The organism is Breoghania corrubedonensis (assembly GCF_003053845.1).
GTDB lineage: Bacteria > Pseudomonadota > Alphaproteobacteria > Rhizobiales > Stappiaceae > Breoghania > Breoghania corrubedonensis.
Genome location: NZ_QAYG01000001.1, coordinates 1,209,187 through 1,235,149 on the forward strand (window position 1 = coordinate 1,209,187; position 25,963 = coordinate 1,235,149).

21 protein-coding genes are annotated in these 25,963 nt (G+C 66.1%); 12 read left to right on the forward strand and 9 right to left on the reverse strand.

Annotation, left to right across the window (positions count from 1 at the left end; translation table 11 throughout):
* Positions 1 to 20: 20 nt before the first annotated feature.
* From C8N35_RS05275 to C8N35_RS05285, 3 genes are all read right to left on the reverse strand, one after another.
* Positions 21 to 575, reverse strand: a complete 555-nt coding sequence (locus C8N35_RS05275) for a NifU family protein (protein WP_107988510.1) — start codon at positions 573 to 575, stop codon at positions 21 to 23.
* Positions 576 to 954: 379 nt separating this feature from the next.
* Positions 955 to 1,446 carry a universal stress protein gene (locus C8N35_RS05280; RefSeq protein ID WP_107988511.1) on the reverse strand — a complete coding sequence of 164 codons (492 nt, stop codon included), beginning with the start codon at positions 1,444 to 1,446 and terminating at the stop codon, positions 955 to 957.
* Positions 1,447 to 1,717: 271 nt separating this feature from the next.
* Positions 1,718 to 3,679 carry an FAD-binding monooxygenase gene (locus C8N35_RS05285; protein ID WP_107988512.1) on the reverse strand — a complete coding sequence of 654 codons (1,962 nt, stop codon included), beginning with the start codon at positions 3,677 to 3,679 and terminating at the stop codon, positions 1,718 to 1,720.
* 253 nt (positions 3,680 to 3,932) lie between these two features.
* Here C8N35_RS05285 and C8N35_RS05290 point away from each other — a divergent pair, with 253 nt between their 5' ends.
* Both C8N35_RS05290 and C8N35_RS05295 read left to right on the forward strand, forming a co-directional pair.
* Complete coding sequence (locus C8N35_RS05290) at positions 3,933 to 4,391, forward strand: MarR family winged helix-turn-helix transcriptional regulator (protein ID WP_107989099.1); 459 nt, start codon at positions 3,933 to 3,935, stop codon at positions 4,389 to 4,391.
* Positions 4,392 to 4,466: 75 nt separating this feature from the next.
* Positions 4,467 to 5,720 carry a BaiN/RdsA family NAD(P)/FAD-dependent oxidoreductase gene (locus C8N35_RS05295; protein ID WP_107988513.1) on the forward strand — a complete coding sequence of 418 codons (1,254 nt, stop codon included), beginning with the start codon at positions 4,467 to 4,469 and terminating at the stop codon, positions 5,718 to 5,720.
* Positions 5,721 to 5,832: 112 nt separating this feature from the next.
* Here the strand turns inward: C8N35_RS05295 and C8N35_RS05300 are convergent, their stop codons facing one another.
* The 3 genes from C8N35_RS05300 to C8N35_RS05310 form a co-directional block, all read right to left on the reverse strand.
* Positions 5,833 to 6,675 (reverse strand): potassium channel family protein, encoded by an 843-nt coding sequence (locus C8N35_RS05300; protein ID WP_107988514.1) that lies wholly within the window; start codon positions 6,673 to 6,675, stop codon positions 5,833 to 5,835.
* Positions 6,668 to 8,062 carry a mechanosensitive ion channel family protein gene (locus tag C8N35_RS05305; protein WP_107988515.1) on the reverse strand — a complete coding sequence of 465 codons (1,395 nt, stop codon included), beginning with the start codon at positions 8,060 to 8,062 and terminating at the stop codon, positions 6,668 to 6,670. Before C8N35_RS05305 ends, C8N35_RS05300 begins: the two co-directional genes overlap by 8 nt.
* 250 nt (positions 8,063 to 8,312) lie before the next feature.
* Positions 8,313 to 9,707, reverse strand: a complete 1,395-nt coding sequence (locus tag C8N35_RS05310) for an FAD-binding oxidoreductase (RefSeq protein WP_107988516.1) — start codon at positions 9,705 to 9,707, stop codon at positions 8,313 to 8,315.
* A 244-nt stretch (positions 9,708 to 9,951) separates the two neighbouring features.
* Between C8N35_RS05310 and C8N35_RS05315 the strand changes: the two genes are divergently transcribed.
* The 8 genes from C8N35_RS05315 to C8N35_RS05350 all read left to right on the forward strand — a co-directional run bounded on the left by C8N35_RS05315 (position 9,952) and on the right by C8N35_RS05350 (position 21,680).
* A complete protein-coding gene (locus tag C8N35_RS05315; protein ID WP_210203387.1) occupies positions 9,952 to 11,784 on the forward strand; it encodes an adenylate/guanylate cyclase domain-containing protein in 1,833 nt (610 codons plus the stop codon).
* 352 nt (positions 11,785 to 12,136) lie between these two features.
* Positions 12,137 to 13,726, forward strand: a complete 1,590-nt coding sequence (locus C8N35_RS05320; protein WP_107988518.1) for an ABC transporter substrate-binding protein — start codon at positions 12,137 to 12,139, stop codon at positions 13,724 to 13,726.
* Between the two features lie 139 nt (positions 13,727 to 13,865).
* Positions 13,866 to 14,846 carry an ABC transporter permease gene (locus C8N35_RS05325; RefSeq protein WP_107988519.1) on the forward strand — a complete coding sequence of 327 codons (981 nt, stop codon included), beginning with the start codon at positions 13,866 to 13,868 and terminating at the stop codon, positions 14,844 to 14,846.
* Complete coding sequence (locus tag C8N35_RS05330; protein WP_107988520.1) at positions 14,843 to 15,355, forward strand: GNAT family N-acetyltransferase; 513 nt, start codon at positions 14,843 to 14,845, stop codon at positions 15,353 to 15,355. Before C8N35_RS05325 ends, C8N35_RS05330 begins: the two co-directional genes overlap by 4 nt.
* A complete protein-coding gene (locus C8N35_RS05335; protein ID WP_107988521.1) occupies positions 15,352 to 16,299 on the forward strand; it encodes an ABC transporter permease in 948 nt (315 codons plus the stop codon). Before C8N35_RS05330 ends, C8N35_RS05335 begins: the two co-directional genes overlap by 4 nt.
* Before the next feature lie 5 nt (positions 16,300 to 16,304).
* Complete coding sequence (locus tag C8N35_RS05340) at positions 16,305 to 17,330, forward strand: ABC transporter ATP-binding protein (protein WP_107988522.1); 1,026 nt, start codon at positions 16,305 to 16,307, stop codon at positions 17,328 to 17,330.
* The gene (locus C8N35_RS05345; protein WP_107988523.1) at positions 17,327 to 18,358 is read left to right on the forward strand and encodes an ABC transporter ATP-binding protein; all 1,032 of its coding nucleotides are present in this window, start codon (positions 17,327 to 17,329) and stop codon (positions 18,356 to 18,358) included. The genes C8N35_RS05340 and C8N35_RS05345 overlap by 4 nt, the downstream gene beginning before the upstream one ends.
* A gap of 352 nt (positions 18,359 to 18,710) precedes the next feature.
* Positions 18,711 to 21,680 carry an autotransporter outer membrane beta-barrel domain-containing protein gene (locus C8N35_RS05350; RefSeq protein ID WP_107988524.1) on the forward strand — a complete coding sequence of 990 codons (2,970 nt, stop codon included), beginning with the start codon at positions 18,711 to 18,713 and terminating at the stop codon, positions 21,678 to 21,680.
* Between the two features lie 128 nt (positions 21,681 to 21,808).
* Here the strand turns inward: C8N35_RS05350 and C8N35_RS05355 are convergent, their stop codons facing one another.
* Positions 21,809 to 22,381 carry an NADPH-dependent FMN reductase gene (locus tag C8N35_RS05355; RefSeq protein ID WP_107988525.1) on the reverse strand — a complete coding sequence of 191 codons (573 nt, stop codon included), beginning with the start codon at positions 22,379 to 22,381 and terminating at the stop codon, positions 21,809 to 21,811.
* Positions 22,382 to 22,717: 336 nt separating this feature from the next.
* On the opposite strand from C8N35_RS05355, the gene C8N35_RS05360 reads away from it, so the two are divergent.
* Positions 22,718 to 23,671, forward strand: coding sequence for a catechol 2,3-dioxygenase (locus C8N35_RS05360; RefSeq protein ID WP_107989100.1), 954 nt, complete (start codon positions 22,718 to 22,720; stop codon positions 23,669 to 23,671).
* A 40-nt stretch (positions 23,672 to 23,711) separates the two neighbouring features.
* Here the strand turns inward: C8N35_RS05360 and C8N35_RS05365 are convergent, their stop codons facing one another.
* The gene (locus C8N35_RS05365; RefSeq protein WP_107988526.1) at positions 23,712 to 24,194 is read right to left on the reverse strand and encodes a TspO/MBR family protein; all 483 of its coding nucleotides are present in this window, start codon (positions 24,192 to 24,194) and stop codon (positions 23,712 to 23,714) included.
* A gap of 138 nt (positions 24,195 to 24,332) precedes the next feature.
* Positions 24,333 to 25,082, reverse strand: coding sequence for a hypothetical protein (locus tag C8N35_RS05370; protein ID WP_107988527.1), 750 nt, complete (start codon positions 25,080 to 25,082; stop codon positions 24,333 to 24,335).
* 206 nt (positions 25,083 to 25,288) lie between these two features.
* Here C8N35_RS05370 and C8N35_RS05375 point away from each other — a divergent pair, with 206 nt between their 5' ends.
* Complete coding sequence (locus tag C8N35_RS05375) at positions 25,289 to 25,870, forward strand: acyloxyacyl hydrolase (protein WP_107988528.1); 582 nt, start codon at positions 25,289 to 25,291, stop codon at positions 25,868 to 25,870.
* The last annotated feature ends 93 nt before the right edge of the window (positions 25,871 to 25,963 follow it).

The window sequence follows — 25,963 nt, forward strand, 5'->3', positions numbered from 1 at the left end:
CGTGTCGACAGGACGCGTCGTCAGACGGCGCGAACCTCTTCCACTTCCGGAATGAAGTGGCGCATCAGGTTCTGGATGCCGTGGCGCAGGGTTGCCGTGGAGGACGGGCAGCCGGCGCAGGCGCCGCGCATGGAGAGGTAGACGATGCCATCCTTGAAGCCGCGGAAGGTGATGTCGCCGCCATCCTGTGCAACCGCCGGACGCACGCGCGTCTCCAGCAGTTCCTTGATGGTTTCGACCGTCGCGCTGTCGCCGTCGGCGAAGAACTCTTCCGACTTCTCCGCCTCGCTGTCGTGGCGCAGCACCGGCTGGCCGGACATGAAATGCTCCATGATCGCGCCCAGAACGGCCGGCTTCAGGTGCTGCCAGTCTTCGTCGGTCTTGGTCACGGTGATGAAATCGTGGCCGAAATAGACGCCGGTGACGCCGGGCACCTGGAACAGCTTTTCGGCAAGCGGCGAATCGTGGGCACCCTCGGCCTCGCGGTAGTCGCGCGTCTCGCCTTCGAGCACCACGCGGCCGGGAATGAATTTCAGCGTCGCCGGGTTCGGCGTTGCTTCGGTCTGAATGAACATCGGATCTGTCCCTGGTGTCGCCGTCTCTCGTTCGGCCTGGAGCGCCTCCTTGGCACGCGGATCGGCGTGGGTCGATCCAGGCGGCCAGGCGGTGCGGTAGAAAACCGGTCCCCGGTCGGGCGGCGCGCTTGCGCCTGATGATGCCGCAACCCCGGGCATTGCAACTCAACATTGCAACTCCGGGGCCCGGAACAAGGTGACATAGGGTCGCCGGGCAGCGCCCGGTCCGTCCCATGTCCGAAATCTTATCCCTCGATCGTCCGCGAGCCAGTTTTGAACGCTTCTATTCTAGCCCAAATAGGACGCTTGGCAAAGCAAACAAGAGGACATCCGCCCCTTCTGTCAACGCAAGAAGCCGAAAAGCGCGCTGGCGCCCGCCTCAGGCGAGCGTCGCGATTTCCTCGTCCGACAACGTGCCTGGAACGATGGTGACGGGAATGGGGAAGGAGCCGGCGCTTTTCGAGGCGAAGGAGGAAACCAGCGGCCCCGGCCCCTCCGAGCTGGTGCCGGCGGCCAGCACCAGAATGGCGATGTCCTGATCCTGCTCGATGAGCTTGACGATCTCGCTCGACAGCGTGCCCTCGACGACGACCGATTCGGGATCGATACGCGCGACGGCGCGGATCTTTTCCGCCGCGCGCGCCAGCGTCGTTTCCGCCTCTTCCATCGCCTCGGCGCGCATGATGTTTTCCACGCCGATCCAGTGCTGGAAATCGGCCGGCGCGATGCAATAGAGCATGACCACGGCGCCGCTGGTGCGCTCCGCGCGCATCGCCGCATAGCTCAAGGCCCGGTCGCATTCCGGCGTCTCGTCGACAACGACCAGAAACTTGCGGCGGTGGCCTTCCTCGAAACTTCGTCTTTTCAACATGCGCGCATGCTGCCACCGGGCCCGGTGTGCGGCAAGTGCTCGTTTCGAATGACCGGAAAGGGGCGCAGCCGGGGCGGGAGCGTCACATGGCTGGCGCGCTCGCCGTGCCCGCCCCCCCTTGCGCCACGCTCCACCCGTGTGGGCAGGGCGATCACCTCTTCCCTTAGGGGCGAGGTCGGGCCGGAGGTTCGGGTGAGGGGTTTCGGGTTCTCCGTATCCACGAAACCCGGCCCCCCTCACCCCATAAATGCGACAGGAATGGTTCGCCCGTTCACACGGCCGGGATCAGGAACCGCGCAAAGAATGCGGTCAGTTCCTTCAGCGCGCCAAGCGGCAGAACGTGAGCGACATACTGGTCCGGCCGGACCACGACGAGGGCGCCATGCGCACGGTCGATCGCCCGTGTGTCGAAAATGTCGCCGGCACTGGGATCCGGGGCGCTGGGATCGGGGCAGAACATCTTCTCGTAGTCGGTCAGCCCGTAGCGCCCTTTCTTCGGCAGCAGGAAGGCCGGCATCGCCTCGAGGCGCAGGTCGCGGTGGCCCTGCTGAAAGATCGCCCGCACATCGATCACCGCGTCGATATCGCCGCCTTGCGGCGTGAAGCGGCGCACGGGCGATGCGGGATCGTCGGCGAGGAAGGTGCAAAGACGCGATATCGCCGAGCCCGGATCGGCCGGATCGCTCTCGTCGGCGAACGCGAAGAGCCGCCAGCGGCCATCGGCCTCCACCGTGTGTCCCAGATGCAGGGGTTTGGCGTCGGCCAGCCGCACGACGGGGGCGGAGTGAAACCGCATACCGATCGGAAAGCCCTCCGCCAGCGCCTGATGCGCCGCATCGCCCGTCAGCACCGAGGGCCGGTAGCGGGTCGCGGTTCCGGCGGTGAAGCGGCCGAACCTGATGAAATAGTCCTGAAAGACCTGCGGGTCGACGCCTTCGCCGTCGCCATCACCGGCCCGCCTGGGCGCGGCGGAGAACATCTTCGCCCAGTCCCGGTCGAAGTCGATCAGCTCCTGCGCGATCGCCCGGCGTTCGGCGGAATAGGTGGCAAGCAGCTCCGGCGCGGCACGGCCCTTGAGCACGTAGGCGAGCTTCCAGGCGAGGTTGAACGTGTCCTGCATGGAAACGTTCATGCCCTGACCCGCCTTGGGACTGTGGGTGTGGCAGGCGTCGCCGGCGATGAAGACGCGGGGCGCGCGCGTGGCGGCGTCCGCCTCCGGTACGTCGTCGAACCGGTCGGTCAGCCGCTGGCCGATCTCGTAGACCGACCACCACGCGACCTCCTTCACCTCCAGCGTGTAGGGCGACAGAATCCTCTTCGCGGCGGCGATCAGATGGTCGACGGTGATGTTGCGCGCCGCGACCCGTTCGTCGCTGGCGAGCTTGTCCATCTCGACATAGAGGCGGACCAGATAGCCGCCCTCGCGCGGGATGATCAGGATGTTGCCTTCGCTGGCCGAATGGATCGCCGATTTCAGGCGGATATCGGGAAAGTCGGTGAGCGCGAGAACGTCCATCACACCCCAGGCCTGATTGGCCGAGTCACCCGTCAGCGTGCGTCCCAGCGACTGACGCACCATCGAGCGCGCACCGTCGCAGCCCACCACGTATTTCGCGCGCACGGTCTCGATCCGGCCCTGATGCGCCGCATCGGTGCGCTCCAGCCGCACATGCACCGGGTAATCGCCGCCGTTCTCGGTATCAATGGTGAGGTCGACAAGGCGGCGCGCATGGTCCGGCACAAGCCGGCGCGGCGATTTCGCCATGAAATCCAGATAGCAGTCATGCACGCGGGCCTGGTTGAGGATCACGTGGGGAAATTCCGAAAGGCCGTCCTCCACGTCCTGCACCCGGCCATGGCGGGTGATGGCCTCGGGCGCCGTCTCGTCGGGTTTCCAGAACGTCGTCTCGTTGACCCAGTAAGCCTCTTGCGCGATGCGGTCGGCGAAGCCGAAGGCCTGGAACATCTCCATTGTACGGCAGGCGATGCCGTCGGCCTGGCCGAGTGTCAGCGGCGCGTCCTTCTGTTCCACGATCCGCGTCTCGATGTCGGCGAACACGGAAAGCTGGGCGGCGAGCGTCAGCCCGGCGGGGCCGCTGCCGACGATCAGCACATCGACCGTTTCCGGCAGGCCATCGGCGCGCGGGGCCCGTCCCGCATCGGGCGCCACGTCGGAGGCGGGCGCGGAAATCCGTGGATCCCCCGTCTGAAATCCGTTCAGGTGAAACTGCATGGCCGGTCTCCTCCCACTCGCCACTGGCCGGACGCCGCGCGCCATTTCCCTGGTCCCCGGTTGCTGTCCCGGACCATCGCCCCGATATCCGCGCCCCGGGTCGCGGCCGCGATATCCGGCCTTGACCAGGGCGCACGAAAACGGGTCGGCGCGGCCTTGTCCCGATTGCTCCTCTAATTGATCAGCATACTGATTATCGGTATGCTTGCAACAGCTCTTGCAAAGTGACCGGCGGATGGCGGAGATTGAAGACATGGCAGACATCGCGAACATGCCGGGGCATCTGATCCGCCGGTTTCAGCAGATCGCCGTGGCGATCTTTCACAGGGAAGTGGAGGCGGCGGGGTTCGACCTGACGCCGGTGCAATACGCCGCGCTGGAATGCGTCGCGCGGGCGCCCGACATCGACCAGGCGACGCTCGCCGGGCTTATCGCCTATGACCGCACGACGATCACCGGCGTGGTCGACCGGCTGGTCGCAAAGGGCCTGCTGACGCGCAAGGTGAACGAGAAGGACCGCCGCGCCCGCACCTTGCACGCGAGCGATGCGGGGCTGGACGTGCTGCGCCGGGTCGCGCCGTCGGTGGAGGCGGCACAACGCGCGATGCTGAAGGGGCTGAGCGAACAGGAGGCGGACGAATTCCTGCGCCTCACGCGGAAGGCGCTCGGCGCGGTCAACGATCTCAGCCGCGCCCCGCTCAGGCAGCGATGACGCAATCTCCACGCATCCATCGCCACGCCGTCTGCGGGGTGCTATAGCGGCGCACCACAAACCGAAAGCCGCGTCATGACCGAAGTCCCGCAGTCCCCGTCCCCTTCCCGCGTCACCATTGTCGGTGCCGGACCGGCGGGGCTGATTGCGGCCGAAACGCTCGGCCGCGCCGGTCACCGGGTCACGGTCCACGACCGGCTGGCCTCGCCCGCGCGCCGCCTGCTGATGGCCGGGCGCGGCGGGCTGAACCTCACCCATGACGAGGATCTCGACCTCTTCGCATCGCGCTATGGCGACGCGCGCGCGCGGATTGAGCCGCTGATCCGCGCCTTCCCGCCGGACGCCTTGCGCGCCTGGGCCGACGAACTGGGCGCGGAGACCTTCGTCGGGTCCTCCCATCACGTCTTTCCCAAGGCGATGAAGGCCTCGCCGCTGCTGCGGGCCTGGCTCGTCCGGCTGAACGAGCTCGGCGTGACGATCCTGCCGCGTCACCGCTGGACCGGCTGGAGCGCAGAGGGCGCGCTTTCCTTCGAAACGCCCGAAGGCCCGCTCACGGTCAAGAGCGACGCGACGCTGCTGGCGCTGGGCGGCCTGAGCTGGCCGAGACTTGGCGCCGATCCCGCCTGGCCCGGTCTGCTGCGCGGTGCGGGCGCCGAGGTCAGCCCGGTAAAGCCGGCCAATTGCGGCTTCGCCGTTGCCTGGACGTCCGTCTTCGTGGATCGCTTCGCCGGCGCGCCATTGAAGACCGTCGAGCTTTCATTTGCCGGCAAACAGACGCGCGGCGACATGATCGTGACCGCCTCCGGCATCGAGGGCGGCGCGGTCTATGCGCTTTCCGCCCCCTTGCGCGATGCGATCGCCGCTGACGGCGCGGCCATGCTCGAAATCGATCTTCGTCCCGATATCACGCAGGAAGCCCTCGCCGCGCGGCTTTCGCGCCCGCGCGCCAAGCAGTCGCTCTCCAACTTCCTTCGCAAGGCGGCGGGCCTGCAACCGGTCGCGGTGGGGCTTTTGCGCGAGGCGGGTCCGCTGCCGGAAGCGCCCGAGGCGCTTGCCGCGCGGATCAAGGCCTGCCCCGTCCGCCTCACCGCCACAGCCGGCATCGAGCGGGCTATATCGAGCGCGGGAGGCGTCGCCTTTTCCGGGCTGGACGAGGCGTTGATGATGCGCGCGCGGCCGGGGGTTTTCGTGGCCGGCGAAATGCTCGACTGGGAAGCGCCAACGGGGGGCTATCTGCTCCAGGCGAGCTTCGCCACCGGCGTGGCCGCCGCGCACGGCATGATCGACTGGCTTTCCGCGAACGCCCAGAGCATATCCCGATCAGATTGAACCAATCCGATCGATAAGGATATGCGCAAGGTATTGATCTGGAGCGGTTTCTTGTCGTTCAGACGGTTCCGTCTGAACGACAAGCGCTCCAGGGTGTGTCCCCGCACACCGGCTACCACTCGCCTTCGGTCGGGATTTTCAGGAGCCGGCCGCAATGCTTGCAGTGGACGGCATCCGGGTCGTGCCGGCTCAGGCCGCAATCCGGGCAGGTGAAGGGATACTTGCTCGGCCGGAAGATCGTCTGCACCAGCCGCAGGAACAGGGCGACGCCGATCACCATGATCGCCACCGTCAACAGCCGCCCGAAGGTGTCGGAGATGGTGATATCGCCGAAACCGGTCGTCGTCAGCGTCGTCACCGTGAAATAGAGCGCGTCGACATAGGTGTTGATGTTGTCGTTGCGGTGTACCTCGGCGACATAGACGACCGCCGTGACGATGAAGACGAAGACGACCAGGTTGACGGCCGACTGGATGACCTCCTCGTTGCGCTTGAACCACCGCGAGCTGCGGCGCAACTCGCGCAGCACGTGGTAGGAGCGCAACAGCCGCAACATGCGCAGGATCCGCAGGAAGCCGAGGTTTTCGACAAAGGCGGCGGCGAACAGCGAGACGATGACGACGAGGTCGGCGAGCGCGGCGAATTCCAGCGCCGTCCTTACCGGGCGCACGGATATCGCCAATCGCACGACATAGTCGGCGATCAGGATCAGCGCGATGAGGAAGTCGGCCACGTGCAGCGTCGGATGCGGATCGAGCACCGAGGAGCCGACGAAATAGATCACCGTGACGATATCGAACGTTATCAGCAGCGTGCGAAAGAGGCGCGGTCTCGGGCCCTCGCCGAAATAGAGCCGGCGCAGCGCCATCCGCACCGGGCCGAACCGGCCGCGATGGCGTGGGTATTCCTCGGCGTGGAGCTCTTCTTTCGACCGTTCGGGGCTTGGGTCATTCATCACGGTCTCCCTGCGGGGCTCGGCTCTCTCCCTGCGGGGCTGGGCTCTCTCCCTGCGAAGCCGGGCTGCCTGCCAGCGGCTCCCGGTAGACGAGCTCCACCGGCCCGCGGACATGGATGTCGTGCTGACGATAGGGCAGCGCGATGCCCGCCTCGTGCAAGGCGTCCCAAAGCGCCAGCAGCACCTCGCCCTTGACGTTCACCACCCCCTTGCCGGGATCGTCGATCCAGAAGCGCAGCAGGAAGTCGACGGACGATTCCCCGAAGGCGGTCAGGTGGCAGACCGGTGCGGGGTGCGCCTCCACTCGCGAAACACGCGCCGCCGCCTTCGCCGCCAGCTCCCGCACGATGCCGGGATTGGCGTCGTAGGAGACCCCGAAGGGCACGTCGAGGCGCACCTTCTGGTCGGAATAGGTCCAGTTGATGACCTGGTTTGTGATCAGATCCTCGTTCGGAATCAGGTACTCCCGTCCGTCGCGGGTGACCACCGAGACATAGCGTGCGCCAAGCGAGGTGATCGAGCCGTAGGTTTCGCCGAGCGAGATCACGTCGCCGGGCTTGATCGACTTGTCGAGCAGAAGGATGACGCCGGAGACGAGATTGGAGACGACCTTTTGCAGACCGAAACCGAGGCCGAGGCCGACGGCGCCGGAAAAGACGGTGATGGTGGTGAGGTCGAAGCCGATGGTCTGAAGGCCCAGCACCACGGCGATGGTGAAGAGGCCGATGCGCGCGAACTTGCCGGCCAGCACGCGCATGGAGGGCGAGAGATCCTGCACCCGCTCCATGCGCCGCTCCGTCGCCCGGCTCAGCACCCCGGCGAGCCACAGGAGCGCGGTCAGTGTCACCAGCGCCTTCAGGATCAGCAGGGCCGAAATGCGCAGCGAGCCGACCTGAAAGGCCATGGAATCGAGCAGCAGGACGGCCTGCGGCATCAAATCGAGAATGGACAGCGCGGCGAAGATCCAGCAGCCCAGCGCCACGGTCCGCGCCGCCAGCGGATTGCGGATGATGCGCGACGAGATCGAGATGATCACCCAGACCGCAGCCAGATTGCCGATGACCAGCAGGAGATAGCTGCGGCTCGGCCACGTCACCTCACGCATCACCACGACCGCAAGCCAGACGATCGCGACGAACACGATGATCCTCAACCGGCGCAACACGAGCGCCAGAAAGCGCATGCGGCGCATGGAGGTTTCCTGCGCGCGCACCCAGTTTTCAAGATGCGGGCGGGCCCAGCGCGCACCGTAATGGGCAAGTGCCGTGGCAAGGATCAGAATGAGAAGCTGGACGATGCCGGAAGGCTGGGTCAGCGCGCGCAGCGACAGCACGAGTTGGGGAACAGTCGCTTCCAGCGCCTTGAGAAATTCTTCCCAGGTGACCATCCGGTCCGTGTCCTCCTGCGTCGCGCCACCTTGTCCGGTCTGCGCCCTCCTTCGAGACGGCAGCGGCCGTCACCATGCGGCACTCTAAGCCATTCCGCGGAAAAGCGGAAATGAAGTGGCCGGGGTTGCGGCTGAACAAGCCCGTGCGCCGCCGCCTCCGTCGTCATCAACTCTGTTTTCCGAAAATGCGGAAGCCGGAGACCAATCCCTCCACCGTCATCACCCGGCTTTGTCCGGGCCATACGGCGGGTTATGCGGCGGGCTCTGCCGGGGGCTCCACGGCCGTGTCGGGAGCCGGCCAGTCGACCAGCTTTCCCGGGTTCATCAGGCCGAACGGGTCGGCCGCGGCCTTGAAGTCGGGCTGCGGCGCGTCGATCCGTTTCCAGCCGGCGTTGTCGAGCCGGCAGGTGTGCGGATTGGAAACGGACGCGCCGATGGCGTCGAGCTTTTCGATCATCTTGTAGAGAGGGTCGCGCCCCGAGTAGCGCACCAGCGACAGCGCCGAAACCCCGACGCGGCCGAAACGGCGCTGGAATTCCAGATGGGTGATGAGATCGTCGGGAAAGGCGCGCGCGGCCTTGTCGATCACGGCGAGGTCGTTGTCGGGCGGATAGCGGATCTGCAGGTACGTGAGGGTCGGGTCGTGCCGCATCGCATGCAGCGTCGTGTGGTTCCAGGTGTATTCGTAAAGCGGCGGCATGGCGCCGATGGCGGAAAAGGCGGCGGCGTCCGTCTCCTGCGCGCTGCGCTCGAAGACGCATTCGCCGTCTTCCATTTCCGCCAGCCTCGTGGCGATTGCTGCCTGCGGCTCCGACACCATGACGATCGCCATCGCCGAACCCGCCGGCACGATCGGCGAAAGCCGCTTGATCAGCGGGGGAATGCGCGCATCGTGAATGGAGACGAGCTTTCTGGCGATGGCGTCGGCCGCCGTCAGCGCCTTGCCGAATGCGGCCGCTTTCGCCAGCGAGGGAAAGGCGTAGATCCGTTCCGCCCAGGGCTGGACGGGGGCAAGCGCAAGCTCGACCTCGGTGATGATGCCGTTGACACCGTAGGCATGGATGACGCGCATCACGTCGTCGCCGGAAAGTTCCAGGATGCGCGGCTCTTCCTCCAGCGTGACGACCTCCACCGACAGCACCGCTCCGCGATCGGAGATCTGGCCCCAGGTGCAGCTGCCCACGCCGGCCGCGCCGCCGGCGAGAAATCCGCCGATGGTCGCGCTCTGACGGGTGGAGGGATGAAGCCGAAGCTCCCAGCCGGTGGGTTTCAGCGCCCGGTCGATCTCCAGCATGGTGGCGCCGGCTTCCATCCGCGCCGCGCCAGGCATGACCCGGACGAGCCGGTCGAGATGGGTCATGTCGAGCACGACACCGCCGGCAAGCGGCACCGCCTGGCCGTAATTCCCCGTTCCCCCGCCGCGAACGGTCAGCGGCAGCCGGGCACGCGCGGCGGCGGCGGCCACCCGCAGCAGATCCCGCTTGTCGCGCGGGCGCACGACAATATCCGCGACACGGCCTTCCAGCTCGGCGCGCAGGACCGGCGAGAACCAGAAGAAGTCACGGCTCTTTATCCGCAGCGTCGCCGCATCATCACTGAAAGGAATGCCATCAATCTCCGCGCGAAAATCTTTCAGTCTGTCCATGCCGGCTCCCCGTTTGGGCCATTTAAGACCGGACCCGAGATCCTTAGCAAGTAAAGTGGTGCATGGATCTTCGCGAACCGGGAGGGATCCTTCTGGCCGAACACCCGGCGCATCCCGCCCGCGCCGGGCAGGCGCGTGACGCCACCCGTGCAACTCCGGCGGGACCGCTCGGCCCTGGCGGGTTATGCTGGGCGCACGAGCGGTCCGGCGCGAAGCCGAACGGGGTACGAACGGGAGGGCGGCGGTGGCAAGGAATGCGGCAGCGGATGGCGGGACGGGCGCCGGCGGCAAGGACGCGCGACGAAAGCCGGGCGCGGGTACCATCGCCCAGCGCTTGCGACTGGCGGCGGGGCTCGTCCTCTTCACCTTCGTGCTCACCCATTTCCTCAACCATGCGCTTGGAAACGTTTCGCTGGCCGCCATGCAGGCCGGACAGGATCTGCGCTTCGTGGTCTGGTCGTCCTGGCCGGGGCAGATCCTGCTCTACGGCGCGCTAGGCGTTCACGTTTCGCTGGCGCTCGTCAAGCTGGCCCGCCGCCGGACATGGCGCATGCCCGTGTGGGAAGGGCTGCAGATCGCGCTTGGACTGGCCATCACCTGCATCCTCATCAAGCACATCGTCGCCACCCGCGGCGCGATGACCGCCTTTCACACCTTTGTCGACTATCGCCACGAACTCTCCGCGCTGTGGCTCGGTTACGCCTTCTGGCAATCGGTGCTGCTTCTCATCGTCTGGGCCCATGTGGTTCTGGGTCTGCATTACTGGCTGCGGCTGAAGCGCTGGTATTCCCACGCAAGACCGTGGCTTGCGACCGGCGCCGTGCTGGTTCCCGCCCTTGCCCTGACGGGCTGGCTCAACGCCGCCCGGCTGCTCGACGAGACGGGCGGACTGAAGGTCAACGTGACGGCGGACGAGGCGGCGGCTCTCGGGCGATGGATCCATCTCGGCCGCTGGGGTCTCGTCGCGGTTCTGGCGGGTGTCGCCGCCGCGATCCTCGCGCGCCGGATTTCAGACCGGTTCGCGGGCGGTTTTTCCGTTTCCTACGTGGACGGGCGGCGCGTGGTGGGGCGGCCCGGAGCGACGCTGCTGGAAATCAGTCGCGTCCATGGCGTTCCCCATCTTTCCATCTGCGGCGGCCGGGCGCGATGTTCGACCTGCCGGGTGGAGATCCTTGCCGGGGCGTCCGGCCTCGAGCCGCCCGCGAACGCGGAACGTACCGTTCTCGCCCGGCTCGGCGCCGGCCCCGAGGTCCGGCTCGCCTGCCAGATCCGGCCCGCCGGCGATCTCGTGGTCCGGCCGCTTCTCGACCCCGCGCGCGCCGGTCGCCAACGGCCAAGTGCCGACGACCGCTACCGATGGGGCGTGGAACAGCCGGTCACCGTCATGTTCGTCGATTTGCGCGGTTTCACCGCGCTTTCCGAAGGACGGCTGCCCTATGACGTGGTTTTCATCCTCAACCGCTATCTCGACAGCGCGGCGGCCGCGATCCGGGCGGCCGGGGGCATGATCGACAAGGTCATGGGCGACGGCATCATGGCGCTTTTCGGGGTGGAGACGGGGCGCGAGGAGGGCGCACGTCAGGCGCTTGCCGCGGTTCTGGGGCTCGCCGGCGCGCTGGAGCGGGTCAACGCGGACCTGACCGCGCAACTGGAGGCGCCGCTTCGCCTCGGCGTCGGCGTGCATACCGGGCCGGCGATTCTCGGCCGGATCGGGCTTGCCGGCGACATCGGTGCGGCGGCCCAGCTCACCGCGCTCGGCGATACGGTCAACGTCGCAAGCCGGCTGGAGGGAGCGTCCAAGGAACTCGACGGCTTCGCCGTCATCTCCGCGCAGACGCTGCTTGCAGCAGGAATCCCCGATCTCGCGCGCGACGGCGCATGGGCCGTGCCGGTTCCCGCCTCCCCGCACGCGCTGGCCGTGCGCGGACGCGCGCAGGCGCTCCAGGTGTGGGCGGTGCGCGATCCGGCCGTACTCGCCGCAGCGCTCGATGCCACGCACGTTCCCTCGCCGGGGATCGCCGAGAATTCCGTTGAGGCACCCTCCCCGGCGGATGCATCCGGCCCTCTCCCGCGCTGACCACTTGTGCGTCACAGGCCCCCCGAAGGTGCCTTCGTCGGGGGCGCATTTTGACGCATATGCCCCAGAAAGGCCTCAATTTTCGCCGCCGGGCAGGTTGAGGGTGGACCTGCCGGATTTAACACTACAAGATGTTATATATGTGCTCGTGACCTGCGATCGCTGTCCCGCCCGTCGGGGCTGCTGAAAATCGCCGACACCGGACTACGAAGCCGGCTGGAGGCGGTGCGAAGGGCAACGGGAACGATACGGAAAAACTGAGAAACGGTCGCGTTCGACAAGAGCAGGAATGCCGGCGACGGCGACCGGACCACGGGAACAGAACTGAATTCCAGCCAGGGAGCATCGGGACATGCGAATTCGCAACGCCGCCCTTGCAGCGGGCATCGCCGCCGCCTTGCTTGCCGCCGCGCCGGCCAGCGCCAAGACTTTCAAATATGCCTTCCAGGGCGTCCTCAACACGCTCGAACCCTACGCGCTCAACGAGACCTTCACGCTGGGCACGCTCGGCAATGTCTACGAGGGGCTCATCTGGCGCGACAAGGACCTGAAGATTCATCCCGCGCTTGCCGAAAGCTGGGAGGTCCTCTCGCCCACCAAATGGCGCTTCCACCTGCGCAAGGGCGTGAAGTTCCACAACGGCAACGACTTCAATGCCGACGACGTGGTCTTTTCCGCGAACCGCGTGCGCTCCAAGGGCTCCGACCTCACCAATTACCTGAATGCGGACGTGAAGGTGACCAAGGTCGACGACTACACGGTCGACTTCGAACTGTCCGGTCCCAACCCCATCCTGAACTATCAGTGGGAGTTCTGGTACATCCTCGACAAGGAGTGGACCGAGGAGCACGACGCCGTCTCCGTGACCTCGGCCTCCGACACGAGCCCGAATTACGCGGCCCTTCATGCCAACGGCACCGGCCCCTACAAGGTGGTCAGCCACGAGGCCGGCGTGAAGACGGTGTTCGAGAAGAACGAGAACTACTGGGGCAAGGTCGAGGGCAACGCCGACCGGGTGGAATTCACGCCCATCACCCAGGACGCGACCCGTGTCGCAGCGCTCCTGTCGGGCGAGATGGATCTCGTCTATCCGATCCCGGTGCAGGACATTCCGCGTGTCGATGGCAACCAGGGCACCCGGGCGATGACCGGGCCTGAGCTGAGGACCATCTTCCTCGGCATGGACCAGCGCCGCGACGAGCTTCTGTATTCCAACGTCAAGGGCAAGAACCCGTTCAAGGACGTGCGGGTGCGCAAGGCCTTCTATCAGGCGATCGACGAGAACGCGATCGTCAAGAAGGTGATGCGCGGGCTCGCCACCCCCTCGGCGCTGATGATCTCGCCGTTCCTTTACGACCGCGCCGGCGAGTTCAAGCGGTACCCTTACGATCCCAAGGCGTCCAAGGCGCTGCTGGCGGAGGCCGGTTATCCGGACGGGTTCGAGGTCGGCATGGATTGCCCGACCGACCGCTACGTCAACGACGAGGCGATCTGCCAGGCCGTGACCGCCTATCTGGCGCGCGTCGGCATCAAGGTGGATCTGAACGCCCAGCCCAAGGCGAAATACTTCGCCAAGATCCTGGCCTCGGGCGGCTATGACACCTCGTTCTATCTGCTCGGCTGGACACCGTCGTCCTTCGACGCTCACAACGTCTTGTTCTCGCTGATGAACTGCCGCGACGATTCCGGTGCCGGCTCGCCCTTCAACAATGGCGGCTGGTGCGATGAGAAAGTCGATGATCTCACCGCCAAGATATTGGTCGAGAACGACAAGACGAAGCGGGACGAGATGATCTACGAGGCCTTCAAGAAGGCGAACGATGACGTCCGCTACATTCCGCTGCACCAGCAGGGGCTGGCCTGGGGCGTGTCCGACAAGGTCGACGTGGCCCAGCGCGCCGACAACGTCCTCAGCTTCCGCTATGTGGATGTGAAGGAGTAGAGGCCGCCCGCGCCTCTTCGTGTCCGCGACTTCGTTGCCCGCTCCCCTCTCCCTCACAGGGCTTGAGGGGAGCATGGCGACGTTCACGGACAGGGCTCCGTCCCGACCGGACTTGCTCTGACCGCATCAGGATCCATCCATGCTCGCCTTCATCATCCGGCGTCTTCTGCAGGCCGTTCTCGTCATGCTGGCCGTGGCGCTGATCGCCTTCACCCTGTTTCGCTTCGTCGGCGATCCGGTCAACCAGATGGTCGGACAGGACACCACGCCAGCCCAGCGCGCGGAGCTGCGCGAAAGCCTCGGGCTGAACGACCCCGTTCCCGTGCAGTTCGCCCGATTCATCGCCAACGCCGCCCGGTTCGATTTCGGCCGCTCCTACCAGTTCAAGCAGCCGGTTTCCGATCTCATCGGCTCGCGCCTGCCGGCGACCTTCGAATTGTCCTTCGTCTCGGCGCTTTTCGCGCTTCTCGTCGGCATTCCGATGGGTGTCTATACCGGGCTCAACCGCACCTCCATCCTGTCCAAGCTGTTTCTGACGATCTCGCTGATCGGCATTTCGTTGCCGACCTTCTTCATCGGCATCCTGCTGATCTTCGTCTTCTCCGTGACGCTGCAATGGCTGCCGAGCTTCGGGCGCGGCGAGGTGGTGGACCTCGGCGTCTGGACGACGGGGCTGCTGACCGTTTCCGGGCTGAAGGCGATCATCATGCCGGCGATCACGCTCGGCCTCTTCCAGATGACGCTGATCATGCGGCTGGTGCGCTCCGAAATGCTGGAGGTGATCCGCGCCGACTACATCAAGTTCGCCCGCGCGCGCGGGCTGCCGGACCGCATCGTCCATTTCCGCCACGCGCTGAAGAACACGCTGGTGCCGGTCATCACCATCACCGGCCTGCAGCTCGGCTCCATCATCGCCTTCGCCATCATCACCGAGACGGTGTTCCAGTGGCCGGGCATGGGCCTTTTGTTCCTGCAGGCCGTGCAGAACGTCGATATCCCGATCATGGCGGCCTACCTGATGCTGATCGCCTTCGTCTTCGTGGTGATCAACCTCATCGTCGACATCCTCTATTTCGTCGTCGATCCCAGGCTCCGCGTGGAGCGGGCGGTGCAATCATGACCGTGACCGGTTTGCACGCCGCCGACCTTTCCTTTCGCCCGATCAAGGCGGGTGATCTGCCCGCCCTTGCCGCACTCTGGCACGAGGCCTGGCGCGCCGGTCACGTCTCCTTCGCCCCGCCGGAGCTGACGGTCGCCCGCACGCAGGAGCGGTTTCTCGCCCGGCTGCAACCCTTCGCCGGGGGCGGCCTCGTGGCCTGGCTCGATGGCGCGATCGCGGGCTTTGCCTACTGGGACGGCGCCGAGCTCGACCAGTTCCATGTCGGCGCCAATGCGCGCGGCACCGGCCTTGCCGCCCGGCTGATGGCTGCGGCCGAAGCCGCGATGGCCGCCGATGGCGTGACCTCGGCCCATCTCTTCTGTGCCGAAGGCAATACGCGCGCGCACCGCTTCTATCAAAAGGCCGGCTGGCGCGACGCCGGGCTGGAGGCCACCCGCGTATCCGACGGCGCCGGCGGCTGGCTTCCCGTCACCTGCCATCGTTTCGTCAAGGAGCTCGCCTGCGCATGACCGACACCCCTTCCGATACCGAAGCGAAGGCGCCGGGCCTCATGGCGCGGGTCGCCGACAGCGACATCCTGCATTCGTTCCTCGCCTCCAAGGTCACGGTAGTGGCGGCGCTGGTGGCGCTGGCCTTCTTCATCGGCGCCGCCTTCGCGCCGTGGATCGCGCCACACAATCCGTTCGATCTGGCGAGCGTCGATCTGATGGATTCCCTGCTGCCGCCGGCCTGGCAACCCGATGGCGACATGCGCTTCCTGCTCGGCACCGACGATCAGGGCCGCGACATCTTCTCCACCATTCTCTACGGCGCGCGCATCTCCATCGGCGTCGGCATCGTCTCCGTCCTCTTCGCCGCCGCGCTCGGCATCACGCTCGGGCTCATCGCGGGCTATGCGGGCGGGCGGATCGATGCCTTCATCATGCGGCTCGCCGAAGTCCAGCTCACCTTCCCCGCGATCCTGATCGCGCTGCTGGTCGACGGCGCCGCGCGCGGCATCTTCGGCAATCTCAACCGCGAGAACTCCGCCTTCTGGATCCTGGTGTTTTCCATCGGGCTCAGTTTCTGGGTGCAATACGCGCGCACCGTGCGCGGCTCCACCATGGTGGAGCGCAACAAGGAATACGTGCAGGCCGCCCGCCTCATCGGCATCCGCCCCGGGCTGATCATGCTGCGCCACGTGCTGCCCAACGTCATGAGCCCGGTGCTGGTGATCGCCACCATCAATCTGGCGCTCGCCGTCATCACCGAGGCGACGCTCAGCTATCTCGGCGTCGGCGTGCCGCCGACCCAGCCCTCGCTCGGCACGCTGGTGCGCATCGGCAACGACTTCCTGTTCTCCGGCGAATGGTGGATCGCCATCTTTCCCGGCATCGCGCTCGCCGTTCTGGTGCTCGCCGTCAATCTCATCGGCGACTGGCTGCGCGATGCGCTCAACCCGAGACTGAGGTGAGATCCATGAGCGTCCCGCTTCTGTCCGTGCGCGACTTGCACGTCGAGTTTCCCACCCGCCGCGGCCGGCTGAAGGCGATCGACGGCGTTTCCTTCGATCTGGCGCCCGGCGAGGTGCTGGGCATGGTCGGCGAGAGCGGGGCGGGCAAATCGCTCACCGGCGCCGCCGTCATCGGCCTGCTGGAACCGCCAGGCCGCATCGCGGACGGCGAGATCTGGCTGAAGGGCGAGCGCATCGACAACGTATCCAGAAAGGCGATGCGGCAGATCCGGGGCCGGCGCATCGGCATGGTCTTCCAGGACCCGCTGACGAGCCTCAACCCGCTCTTCACCGTCGGCGACCAGATCGTCGAGACGATCATGACGCATCTGCCCGTGTCCGCCCGCGAGGCGCGCGACCGGGCGGTGTCGCTGCTTGAAGCCGTCGGCATTCCGGCAGCCTCAAAACGCCTGACCGCCTATCCGCACCAGTTTTCCGGCGGCATGCGCCAGCGTGTCGTCATCGCGCTTGCGCTTTGCGCGGAGCCCGAACTCGTCATCGCGGACGAGCCGACGACCGCGCTCGATGTGTCCGTACAGGCGCAGATCATCGACGTTCTAAAAGAGCTCTGCAGCGCGCGCGGCGCCTCCGTCATCCTGATCACCCACGACATGGGCGTGATCGCGGAGACGGCGGACCGGGTGGCGGTGATGTATTCCGGCCGCATCGCCGAGATCGGCCCGGTCGCGCAGGTGGTCAAGGCACCGCACCATCCCTACACGGTTGGGCTGATGGGCTCGATCCCGAGCCTCACCGGATCGGTCGACCGGCTGGTGCAGATCCCGGGCTCCATGCCGCGTCTCGACGCGATTCCGCCCGGCTGCGCCTTCAATCCGCGCTGCCCGCACGCCTTCGAGCGCTGCCGCGTCGAGCGGCCCGAGCCGATGGAGATGGAGGGTTCGCGCGTCGCCTGCTGGCTTCATGAGGCCGGCGACGAAGCACAAACCGTGGCGGAGCAAGGCCTCGCGGGTCGTGCGGGAGGCGAGCGATGAGCAAGACGATTGCGCAAATCAGGCCGGCGGAAACCGGAAAGGCCGTGGTGGAGGTCGAGGGACTGTCGCGGACCTTCGATGTGTCCCGCCCCTGGCTCAACCGGGTTCTGGAGCGCGACACGCGCCATTTCCTGCGCGCGGTGCAGGATGTCTCCTTCGAGATCGCCCGCGGCGAGACCTTCGCGCTTGTTGGCGAGAGCGGATCGGGCAAATCGACGGTCGCGAAGATGGTCGTCGGCCTGCTGCCGCCCTCGCGCGGGGCGATCCGCATCGACGGCCTCGACATGCAGAGTGCGCAACAGGCGCATGCCATGCGCTCGCTGCGCCGCCGCATCCAGATGATCTTCCAGGACCCGTTCGCGAGCCTCAATCCGCGCTGGCGGGTGGGACGCATCATCGCCGAACCGATCCGCGCCTTCTCGCTGGAGCCGGACGGCAAGGCGCTGGAGCGGCGGGTGGGCGAGCTTTTGAGCCTCGTCGGTCTCGATCCGCGCGACGCGAAGAAATATCCGCACGAGTTTTCAGGCGGCCAGCGCCAGCGCATCTGCATCGCCCGCGCGCTGGCGTCGAAGCCGGAATTCCTGGTCTGCGACGAGCCCACCTCGGCGCTCGACGTGTCGGTGCAGGCGCAGATCCTGAACCTGATGCGCGATCTGCAGGATGAGTTCGCGCTCACCTACCTCTTCATCAGCCACGATCTCGCCGTGGTGCGCCACATGGCGACGCGGATCGGGGTGATGTATCTGGGCCGGCTGGTGGAGGTGGCGGACGCGGAGGCCCTGTTCAGAACTCCGCGCCATCCCTACACGCGCATGCTGCTCGACGCGGTTCCCGATCTCGCCATGACGGGCACAAGCCGCAAGCAGGTGGAGGGCGAGATCCCGAACCCGATCTCGCCGCCGCCGGGCTGTGCCTTCCATCCGCGTTGCCCGCTGGCAAACGATCGCTGCCGCAGCGAACAACCCCAGGCGCTTGCCGCCGGCGATGCGGTGGTGCGGTGCCACGCGGTTGAGGAAGGACGGGGCTGAAATCCGGCCGGTTGGCGGGCGGGATCCGCCGGCCCGCGTCCAGCCCGTCGACTGGAGCCGATCAGTGATCGCGATCGCGTGGAACGCGCCACGGTTTGGCCCGTTTGTCGCCACATTTCACTTGCGGTACGTGCCGGTTTGTCCGATTAAGCTCGAGGGATCAAAATAGACGTTCGATTTCCGGGACGCCCGGAAATCGCGACGGCACGGGTCGGCGTGCGGAGGGGAGCAATCGCATCCGCCAACCGTTGGTCTCGCGACACAGTCCGTTCGTCTTCGGTTCCCACGTGTTTCCGCCCCGCCTTTCCTTTCCTTCGCGCTTTCCCTTCGCCCGCCCAAGGATGTCCGCCCGATGAATTCTCTCTCCCGCCGCGCCCGTCGGCTCCCGTTTCGGCTGCTTTCAGGCAAGAGACTTGGCGTGCTCTTGGGGTCGACGGCTCTCGTTCTGGCACTTGCTCCGGCGGCGGGCGCGGCGGATCTCGATCTGGCAACCGGCACCTACGATGTGCTCGGCACCGAAAATTACGGCAACGTCACGGTTTCGGGAACGACCGCTCCGGTGGTCGATGTCAACTCGGGCGCTACGCTGAACGCGACGGCCGATCTGACTCTGGGTGACACCGCCGGCGAAAGCGGCACGGTCACTGTCACCTCCGATGGTGTAAGCGCAGCCACGGTCACAGCCGATCGCGTCTATGTCGGACTTTCGGGCACAGGCACGCTCGACCTGACCGGCGGGACGTTGACGACCTCGGGAACGAACAAGATCTACCTTGGCTGGTTCGAGGGCAGCGAAGGCATCCTCACCGCCACCCACGGGTCGGAGATCACGACGAGCCAATTCGATGTCGGCAACTCGGGAAACGGAACCGCGACGATCTCCGGCGGTTCGACCGTCACCGTCGCCGGGGATGCCGAGATTGCGATCAATGTCGCCAGCACGTCGAGCGTCACCGTGACCGGCACCGGCAGCACGATGACCGCCAGCCGGCTCTATGTCGGCATGTATGGCCATGGCACGCTCAATATCGAAGATGGCGCCAGCGTTTCCACCTCCGGCACGAACAAGACCTATCTCGGCTACAATGAAGGCGGCAGCGGTACGGTGACGCTGCGCGGCACGTCCTCGCTCTCGACGGAAAACCTCTATGTCGGCTGGAATGGCGCCGGCACCTTGAATGTCCACGACACCTCCAACGTGATCGTTGCCCAGGACATCCAGCTGGCCACCTATGGCCCGAGTTCCGCGACCGTCGCTGTCAAAGGCGGCTCGATGACGTCCGACCGGCTTTATGTCGGCATGTCCGGCACTGCGACGCTCCAGATCACCGATGGCGGCACCGTGTCCACCGCGGGCACGAACAAGACCTTTGTCGGTTACGACGCGGGGGGGTCCGGCACTCTCGCTGTCTCCGGTACCGGTTCGACGTTCACGACGGGCGAATTCGATATCGGCTGGAACGGTACGGGATTGGTGGCGGTCGGGATTGGCGGCACCATCACGACCACCGGTTACATCAACCTCGGCACCTATTCCGGCAGTGACGGCACGCTGGCCGTGGTGGCCGGCGGCACGGTCAATGTCGACGGAGGAACCGGCACGATCCAGATCGCAAGCGATGCCGGCTCCAAAGGCGCGCTTGTGCTCGGCAATCTGGCAGGCGAGACCGCGCTCGAAGCCGGTAGCGTCAATGCGGGGCGCGTGCTTTTCGGCAATGGTGACGGCAGCATCGTCTTCAACCACACCGGGACCAACTACGAGTTCGACCTGGATGTGGAGGGCAACGGCCTCATCGCCTTCTATGCCGGCTACACGCTGCTGACGGGCGATTACTCAGCCTTCACCGGCTCCGCCGCCATCTACGGTGGCACCATGGCGGTCGATGGCGACTTCACCTTCGTCTCCGGGTCGACGCTGACGGTCGGTGTGAACCCCGACGGGTCCGGCGGCACGCTTGACGTTGACGGCCAGCTTACCATCGACAGCGGCTCGACACTCGACATCTCGGCCGCCGATCTTGCCGACACCAGCTATTCGAACCTGACGAACGTCACGATCGCGACGGCCACGAGCATCGACGGGACATTCGACACGGTCACCGACGACTTCGCCTTCCTCGACGTGCGTGCCAGCTATACCGACACGACCGTGTCCGTCGAGCTTGAGCGCAACGATGTGGAGTTCGCCAGCACCACGTCGACGCCGAACGGCCGCGCGGCGGCCAACGCCATCCAGAGCCTGGGCAACACCAACGCCCTCTACAAATCCGTGCTGGCATTGCCCGACGGGGAAACCAACCAGGCTTTCCGCGATCTGTCCGGCGAGCCCCTCGTCTCCATGCAGCAGCAGCTCTCCGTCGGCCCGACCCAGGGCAACACGATCGTCGCCCAGCGCCTGCGCGGCGCCTTCGGCGGGGTCGATTCCGGTTCGATGCCCCAACTCGCCTTCCACGGCAAAGATACCCCGTCATACGCCGAGATCTTCGCCCCCGTCATCTGGGCCAAGGCCTACGGCTCCTTCGGCAAGACGGACAGCACTTCGCGGACGGCTTCGCTCAGGAGCCAGAGCGGCGGCGTCTTCGCCGGTGCCGATGTCCGGGTGCTCGACGACTGGCGCGCCGGCCTGTTCGCGGGTTATGGCCACACCGCCTATGACGTGAAGTCGCTGGCCTCGTCCGGCGACCTCGACAACTACAGCCTCGGCGCCTATGGCGGCCGGCAGTTCGGTCCGGTGGGCCTGCGCTTCGGCGCCAGCTACACCTGGCACGACATTTCCAGCGACCGCACCGTCGCCTTCACCGGTTTCAGCGAGAGCCTGAGCGCCGATTACGATGCGGCCACGGCGACCGCCTTTGCCGAGATCGGCTATACGCTGGGGCTGGAAACGCTCTCCCCTGGCGCCCGCCTCGAGCCGTTCGCCGGCGCGGCCCTCATCCACCGCCACATCGACAGCTTCTCTGAAACCGGCGGCACCGCCGCACTGACCTCGGCATCGAACGACAGCGTGATGGGCACGACGACGCTCGGCCTGCGCGGCGAGACCCGGCTTGCGGCGCTGGAGGAGATGTCGAGCTTCCTGTTCGGCTCGGTCGGCTGGCGGCACGCCTATGGCGATGCGACGCCCGACAGATCGATGCACTTCGACGGCGGCGATGCATTCACGGTCGCCGGCACGCCGATCGACCGCGACACCGCGCTGGTGGAAACCGGTCTGCGCTTCGACTTCACGAACGGCGCCAGCCTGAACCTCTCCTACCAGGGCGATATCGGCAAGGACAGCCGCGAGCATTCGGCTGTCGGCAACCTGTCGTTCCGCTTCTAGAGCGCTTTCCGATCAAACGGACCCGTTTGATCGACAAGAATATATGCTCTAGACCCAGGATCGCGAGCACCGGCCTCTCCGACGCATTTGCCGGAGCGGTCGGAATATGCTTTGGCTCGCGCGCGTGCTCAGGCGGAGACGCGGTCGATATAGTCGGCGAAGGCGGCCAGTTGCTTGCCGGCGAATTCGCGGGTTCCCTCATCGGTCAGCGCCAGGGTGTCCTTGTCGAACTTCTGGTGCCCGGCGCCCACGAAGACCTCCGGCGTGGTGAAGACGTCAGCCCCCAGAAACACCATGATCTGGCGCAGGTGATACTGCATGCGCGCACCGCCGAGCTGGCCCATGGAAACCGACTGCAGGCACACGGGCTTTGCCGCAAACGGCTGGTTGTCGACGCGCGAGACCCAGTCGAGCGCGTTCTTCAAGACGCCCGGGACCGAGTAGTTGTATTCCGGCGAGACGATGATGATGCCGTCCGCCGTCCGGATCGCCTCGGCGAGTGCGGTCACCTCCGGCGGGAAGCCGTCGCCGTTCTGCACATCCGCATTGTAGGGCGGGATCGCGCCGATGGCGGGTCCTTCGGTGATGGTCATGCGCTGCGGCGCAAGATCGGGCAGCGCGCGCAACAGCGCATGGTTGAACGAGCCTTTGCGCAAGCTGCCGCAAAGACCGATGATGTTCAGCTTGTCTTTACTGGTCATTTGAGATTCGGAAACTCCTTATTTCGTAATGCCGGGTCTGGGTTTCGTGAAACCGGGTCGGCATCCAGATACCGGATTTTCGTCATGGTAGCGCTTGGCGGCGCCGTTTGGTTCCCCGCTCAACGCGAATATTCCCGATCGACCGGCGCGAGGTTGCGCCGGCGGCGGAATACGCGCGGTGAACCGGTACGGCAGATTGGCGGGGCAATAGCGAAAAACAATCGACCGGCGCACCATTGTCCGTTGCCTGACGATACGGAAGCGGGCGAGAAACGCAGTGCGCTCAACGTGAGAAACGCCAACTGGACGCGCACGGAGGAACCACACGCCATGTCCATGCCCGAGCCCTGCTTCGACGTCGCCCATCTGGGTCATGTGGAACTCTTCACCGACAAGCCGGAGGCGAGCCTGGACTTCTTTGTCAACATTCTGGGCCTGACGAAATCGGCCAGCGAAGGCGATAGCGTCTATCTGCGCGCCTGGGACGACTACGAATTTCACACCCTGAAGCTGACCGCGTCGAAGACGACGGGCGTCGGTCATATCGGCTATCGCTGCTCAAGCCCGCAGGCGCTGGAACGCAGGGTCCGAGAAATCGAGGCGCTGGGCGCCGGCATCGGCTGGAGCGACGGCGACATGGGCCACGGTCCGGCCTACCGGTTCCGCGATCCCGACGGCCATGTCTTCGAGATCTATTACGACACGCGGAAATACGTCGCGCCGGAAGCGGAGAAACCGGCGCTGAAGAACCAGGCGCAGCGCTACCACGGCCGCGGCGTGTGCGTGCGCCGGATCGACCATGTCAATCTGCTCGCCAGTGACGTCGACGCCATCGCGGACTTCATGCCGCGTGCGCTCGGTAGCCGCATCACCGAGCGCATCATGCTGGACAGCGGGCATCTGGGCGGCTGCTGGTTCACGGTCAACAACAAGAGCTACGACATCGCCTATACGGGCGACCACACCGGCTCGCACGGCCGCTTCCACCATGTCACCTACGCGCTCGACCAGCGCGAGCAGATCCTTCAGGCCGCAGACATCTTTCTGGAAAACGGCGTCCACATCGAGACGGGGCCGCACAAGCACGCGGTGCAGCAGACTTTCTTCCTCTATGTCTACGAGCCGGCCGGCAACCGGGTGGAGGTCGCCAATGCCGGCGCCCGCCTGATCCTGGCACCCGACTGGGAGACGGTCACCTGGACGGAGGAGGAGCGCAGGAAGGGCCAGGCCTGGGGGCTCCAGACCATCTCCTCCTTCCATACGCATGGCACGCCGCCGGTGGGCGAATAGGCGGCACCGGCGCCCTTCGCGGCCCCCCCCTGTGCCCGCGCTATTGAAACAGCGGCGGGGGCGACGGGTCGCGGTTCATGTACCAGATCAGGACGTTCAGCAGCGTGGCATAGGAGGACCACACCACGTAGGGCACGAACAGCCAGGCCGTAACGCGGTCGCGGCTCCAGGTCAGCTTGAGGAACCAGAAGATCAGGATGAGCATCATCACGATCAGCACGAGCGCGCGATAGGGATCCTGAAAACGGAAAAACACCGGACTCCAGGTGAAGTTGAGCATGAGCTGGCCGACCCACAGCTTCATCTCGGTGCCCATCTTGTCGCGCTCGAAGGTGCGCCAGCCGACAATCGCGATCAAGACGTAGAGGATCGTCCAGGCCGGCGCGAAGAGCCAGTTCGGCGGGGTGATCGCCGGCTTTTGCAGGGCCGCGTACCACGCGCCGGGAACGGTCGCGAAGCCGATCGCAAGGCCGCCGCCCAGAACGACGACGAGAAACAGTGCAAGAACGATCCATCGACGCATGGCCGATCCTTTCATGATGTCGGGTCACGGTGTCGGGCGAGAGGCCCGACACAGGCGCAAGGGTCGGCGATCCCGGGCAACCCGGTGCCCATGTCTTCAACCGGGAGGCGCACTGATACCCAAAGGATGGCCGCCTGCTCAAGTTCCTTTGTTTGCGGACCCCGTGTCCCAGGCGGTGAAGGCGCGCATGTGGAAGCGGGCCTGCTCTTCCTGCTGCCTGTAGGGCATGCCCCAGGGACAGGCGACGCGGGCAAGACAGCCGGAAAGGCAGGCAGGCCCTGGCGTTGCGGCCAGATGTGCGAGGCAGCGCGGCACGTCGTAGCCGCGCGGGCCCAAAGCGTGCGCCGGGCAGGCCGCGATACACGGTTTTTCCTCGCACGCCGGGCAGGGGCCGGGCGTGCCGTCTTGCGCGAATGCGGCGAATCGCTCGCCCGACACGAAGGCGGCGCGCAAGCCCGCCCAGGGGCCGTAGCGATGGTGCGCGAGCACGCCCATCGGGCTTTGCGAAAAGCCGCCAACCGCCAGCGCCCAGCTCTGGAACGGCCACCACGGCCTGTCGAACGGAAAGACCACGGCAAGGCCCGAGGCCCCGGCGACAGCACCCAGCGTGCGCCTTGTGTAGCGATCGAGCGGGTCGGGCGCCCCGTCGCTCGCTTCGGGCGCCGCGCGGAAGGCGCGCCACAGCGCGGGCCCCGCATTGCCGGCGAGGATCAGGGTTCGCGCAACACGACCATCGCCCGCGCGCGGAAAGCGTTCCCCCGTATCACCCCCTTCCCCCGTATCACCGCCCTCCCCCGCATGGCCGGGCTGCGTATGGAATCCGCCCAGGATCAGGAACCCCACCGCCTCGACCCGCCGCGAAAGGGCCGCCAGCTTCTCAGGTCCCATCGTCATCTCCTTTCGCCGCCGGCCCTGTTGCGCGCCGTGCATGTGTATCCGTATCGCAACACGACTGTGTCAAAGTGTCATCGATAGCCAGCCCGGCCCCCCGAAACGGGACAGGCGGATTGCATCCGTCCCCGCAATGGGGAATGTTAGCCCCCTGTCCGTGACATGTTTCGCGGCGCATTTTTATCGAGGCCTTCAAGGTGCGGATGTTTACTCTTACGAAGACGGTCTTTGTGGCGAGCCTTCTCGCCGCGACGTGTGCTCCGGCGGCCATCGCGGCCGACTATTACGGAGCACCGCCGCTCCAGACCAGAAGCTTCGCGCCCTACAACGAAGTTCGCGGCGGCGTCTTCTACCACGACACGATGGATCGCGAGACCGGCGCCGATATCAACGCCGAGATCCTGCTGCGCTGGGGCGCGCTGGCGTGGAAGACGCCCTTCCTCGACACCCAGTCGATGCTGCGCCCGCATGTCGGCGGCAACCTGAACACGGCCGGCGACACCTCCATGGTCTATGCCGGCTACACGCTGACGATCGACCTGACCGACCAGCTCTTCATCGAAGGGTCCTTCGGCGGCATGGCCCATAACGGCCACACCGAGGCGGGCCAGGGCGGTCTGGCGCTGGGCTGCAACGTGATGTTCCGCGAATCGGCTTCCGCCGGCTTCCGCATCAACCAGGCCTGGAATGTCTCGGCGATGATCGAGCACTCGTCCAACAACGGCTACTGCTCGGACAATGACGGGCTGACGAATGTCGGCGTCCGTCTGGGCTACGCGTTCTAGGATACGGCCCTAGAGCACTCCCCGTTCATATCGAACAGGGGCAGATCGAACACGGGCCGAGGGCCGGATTTTCCGGGCCCCGGCCTTTTTTGT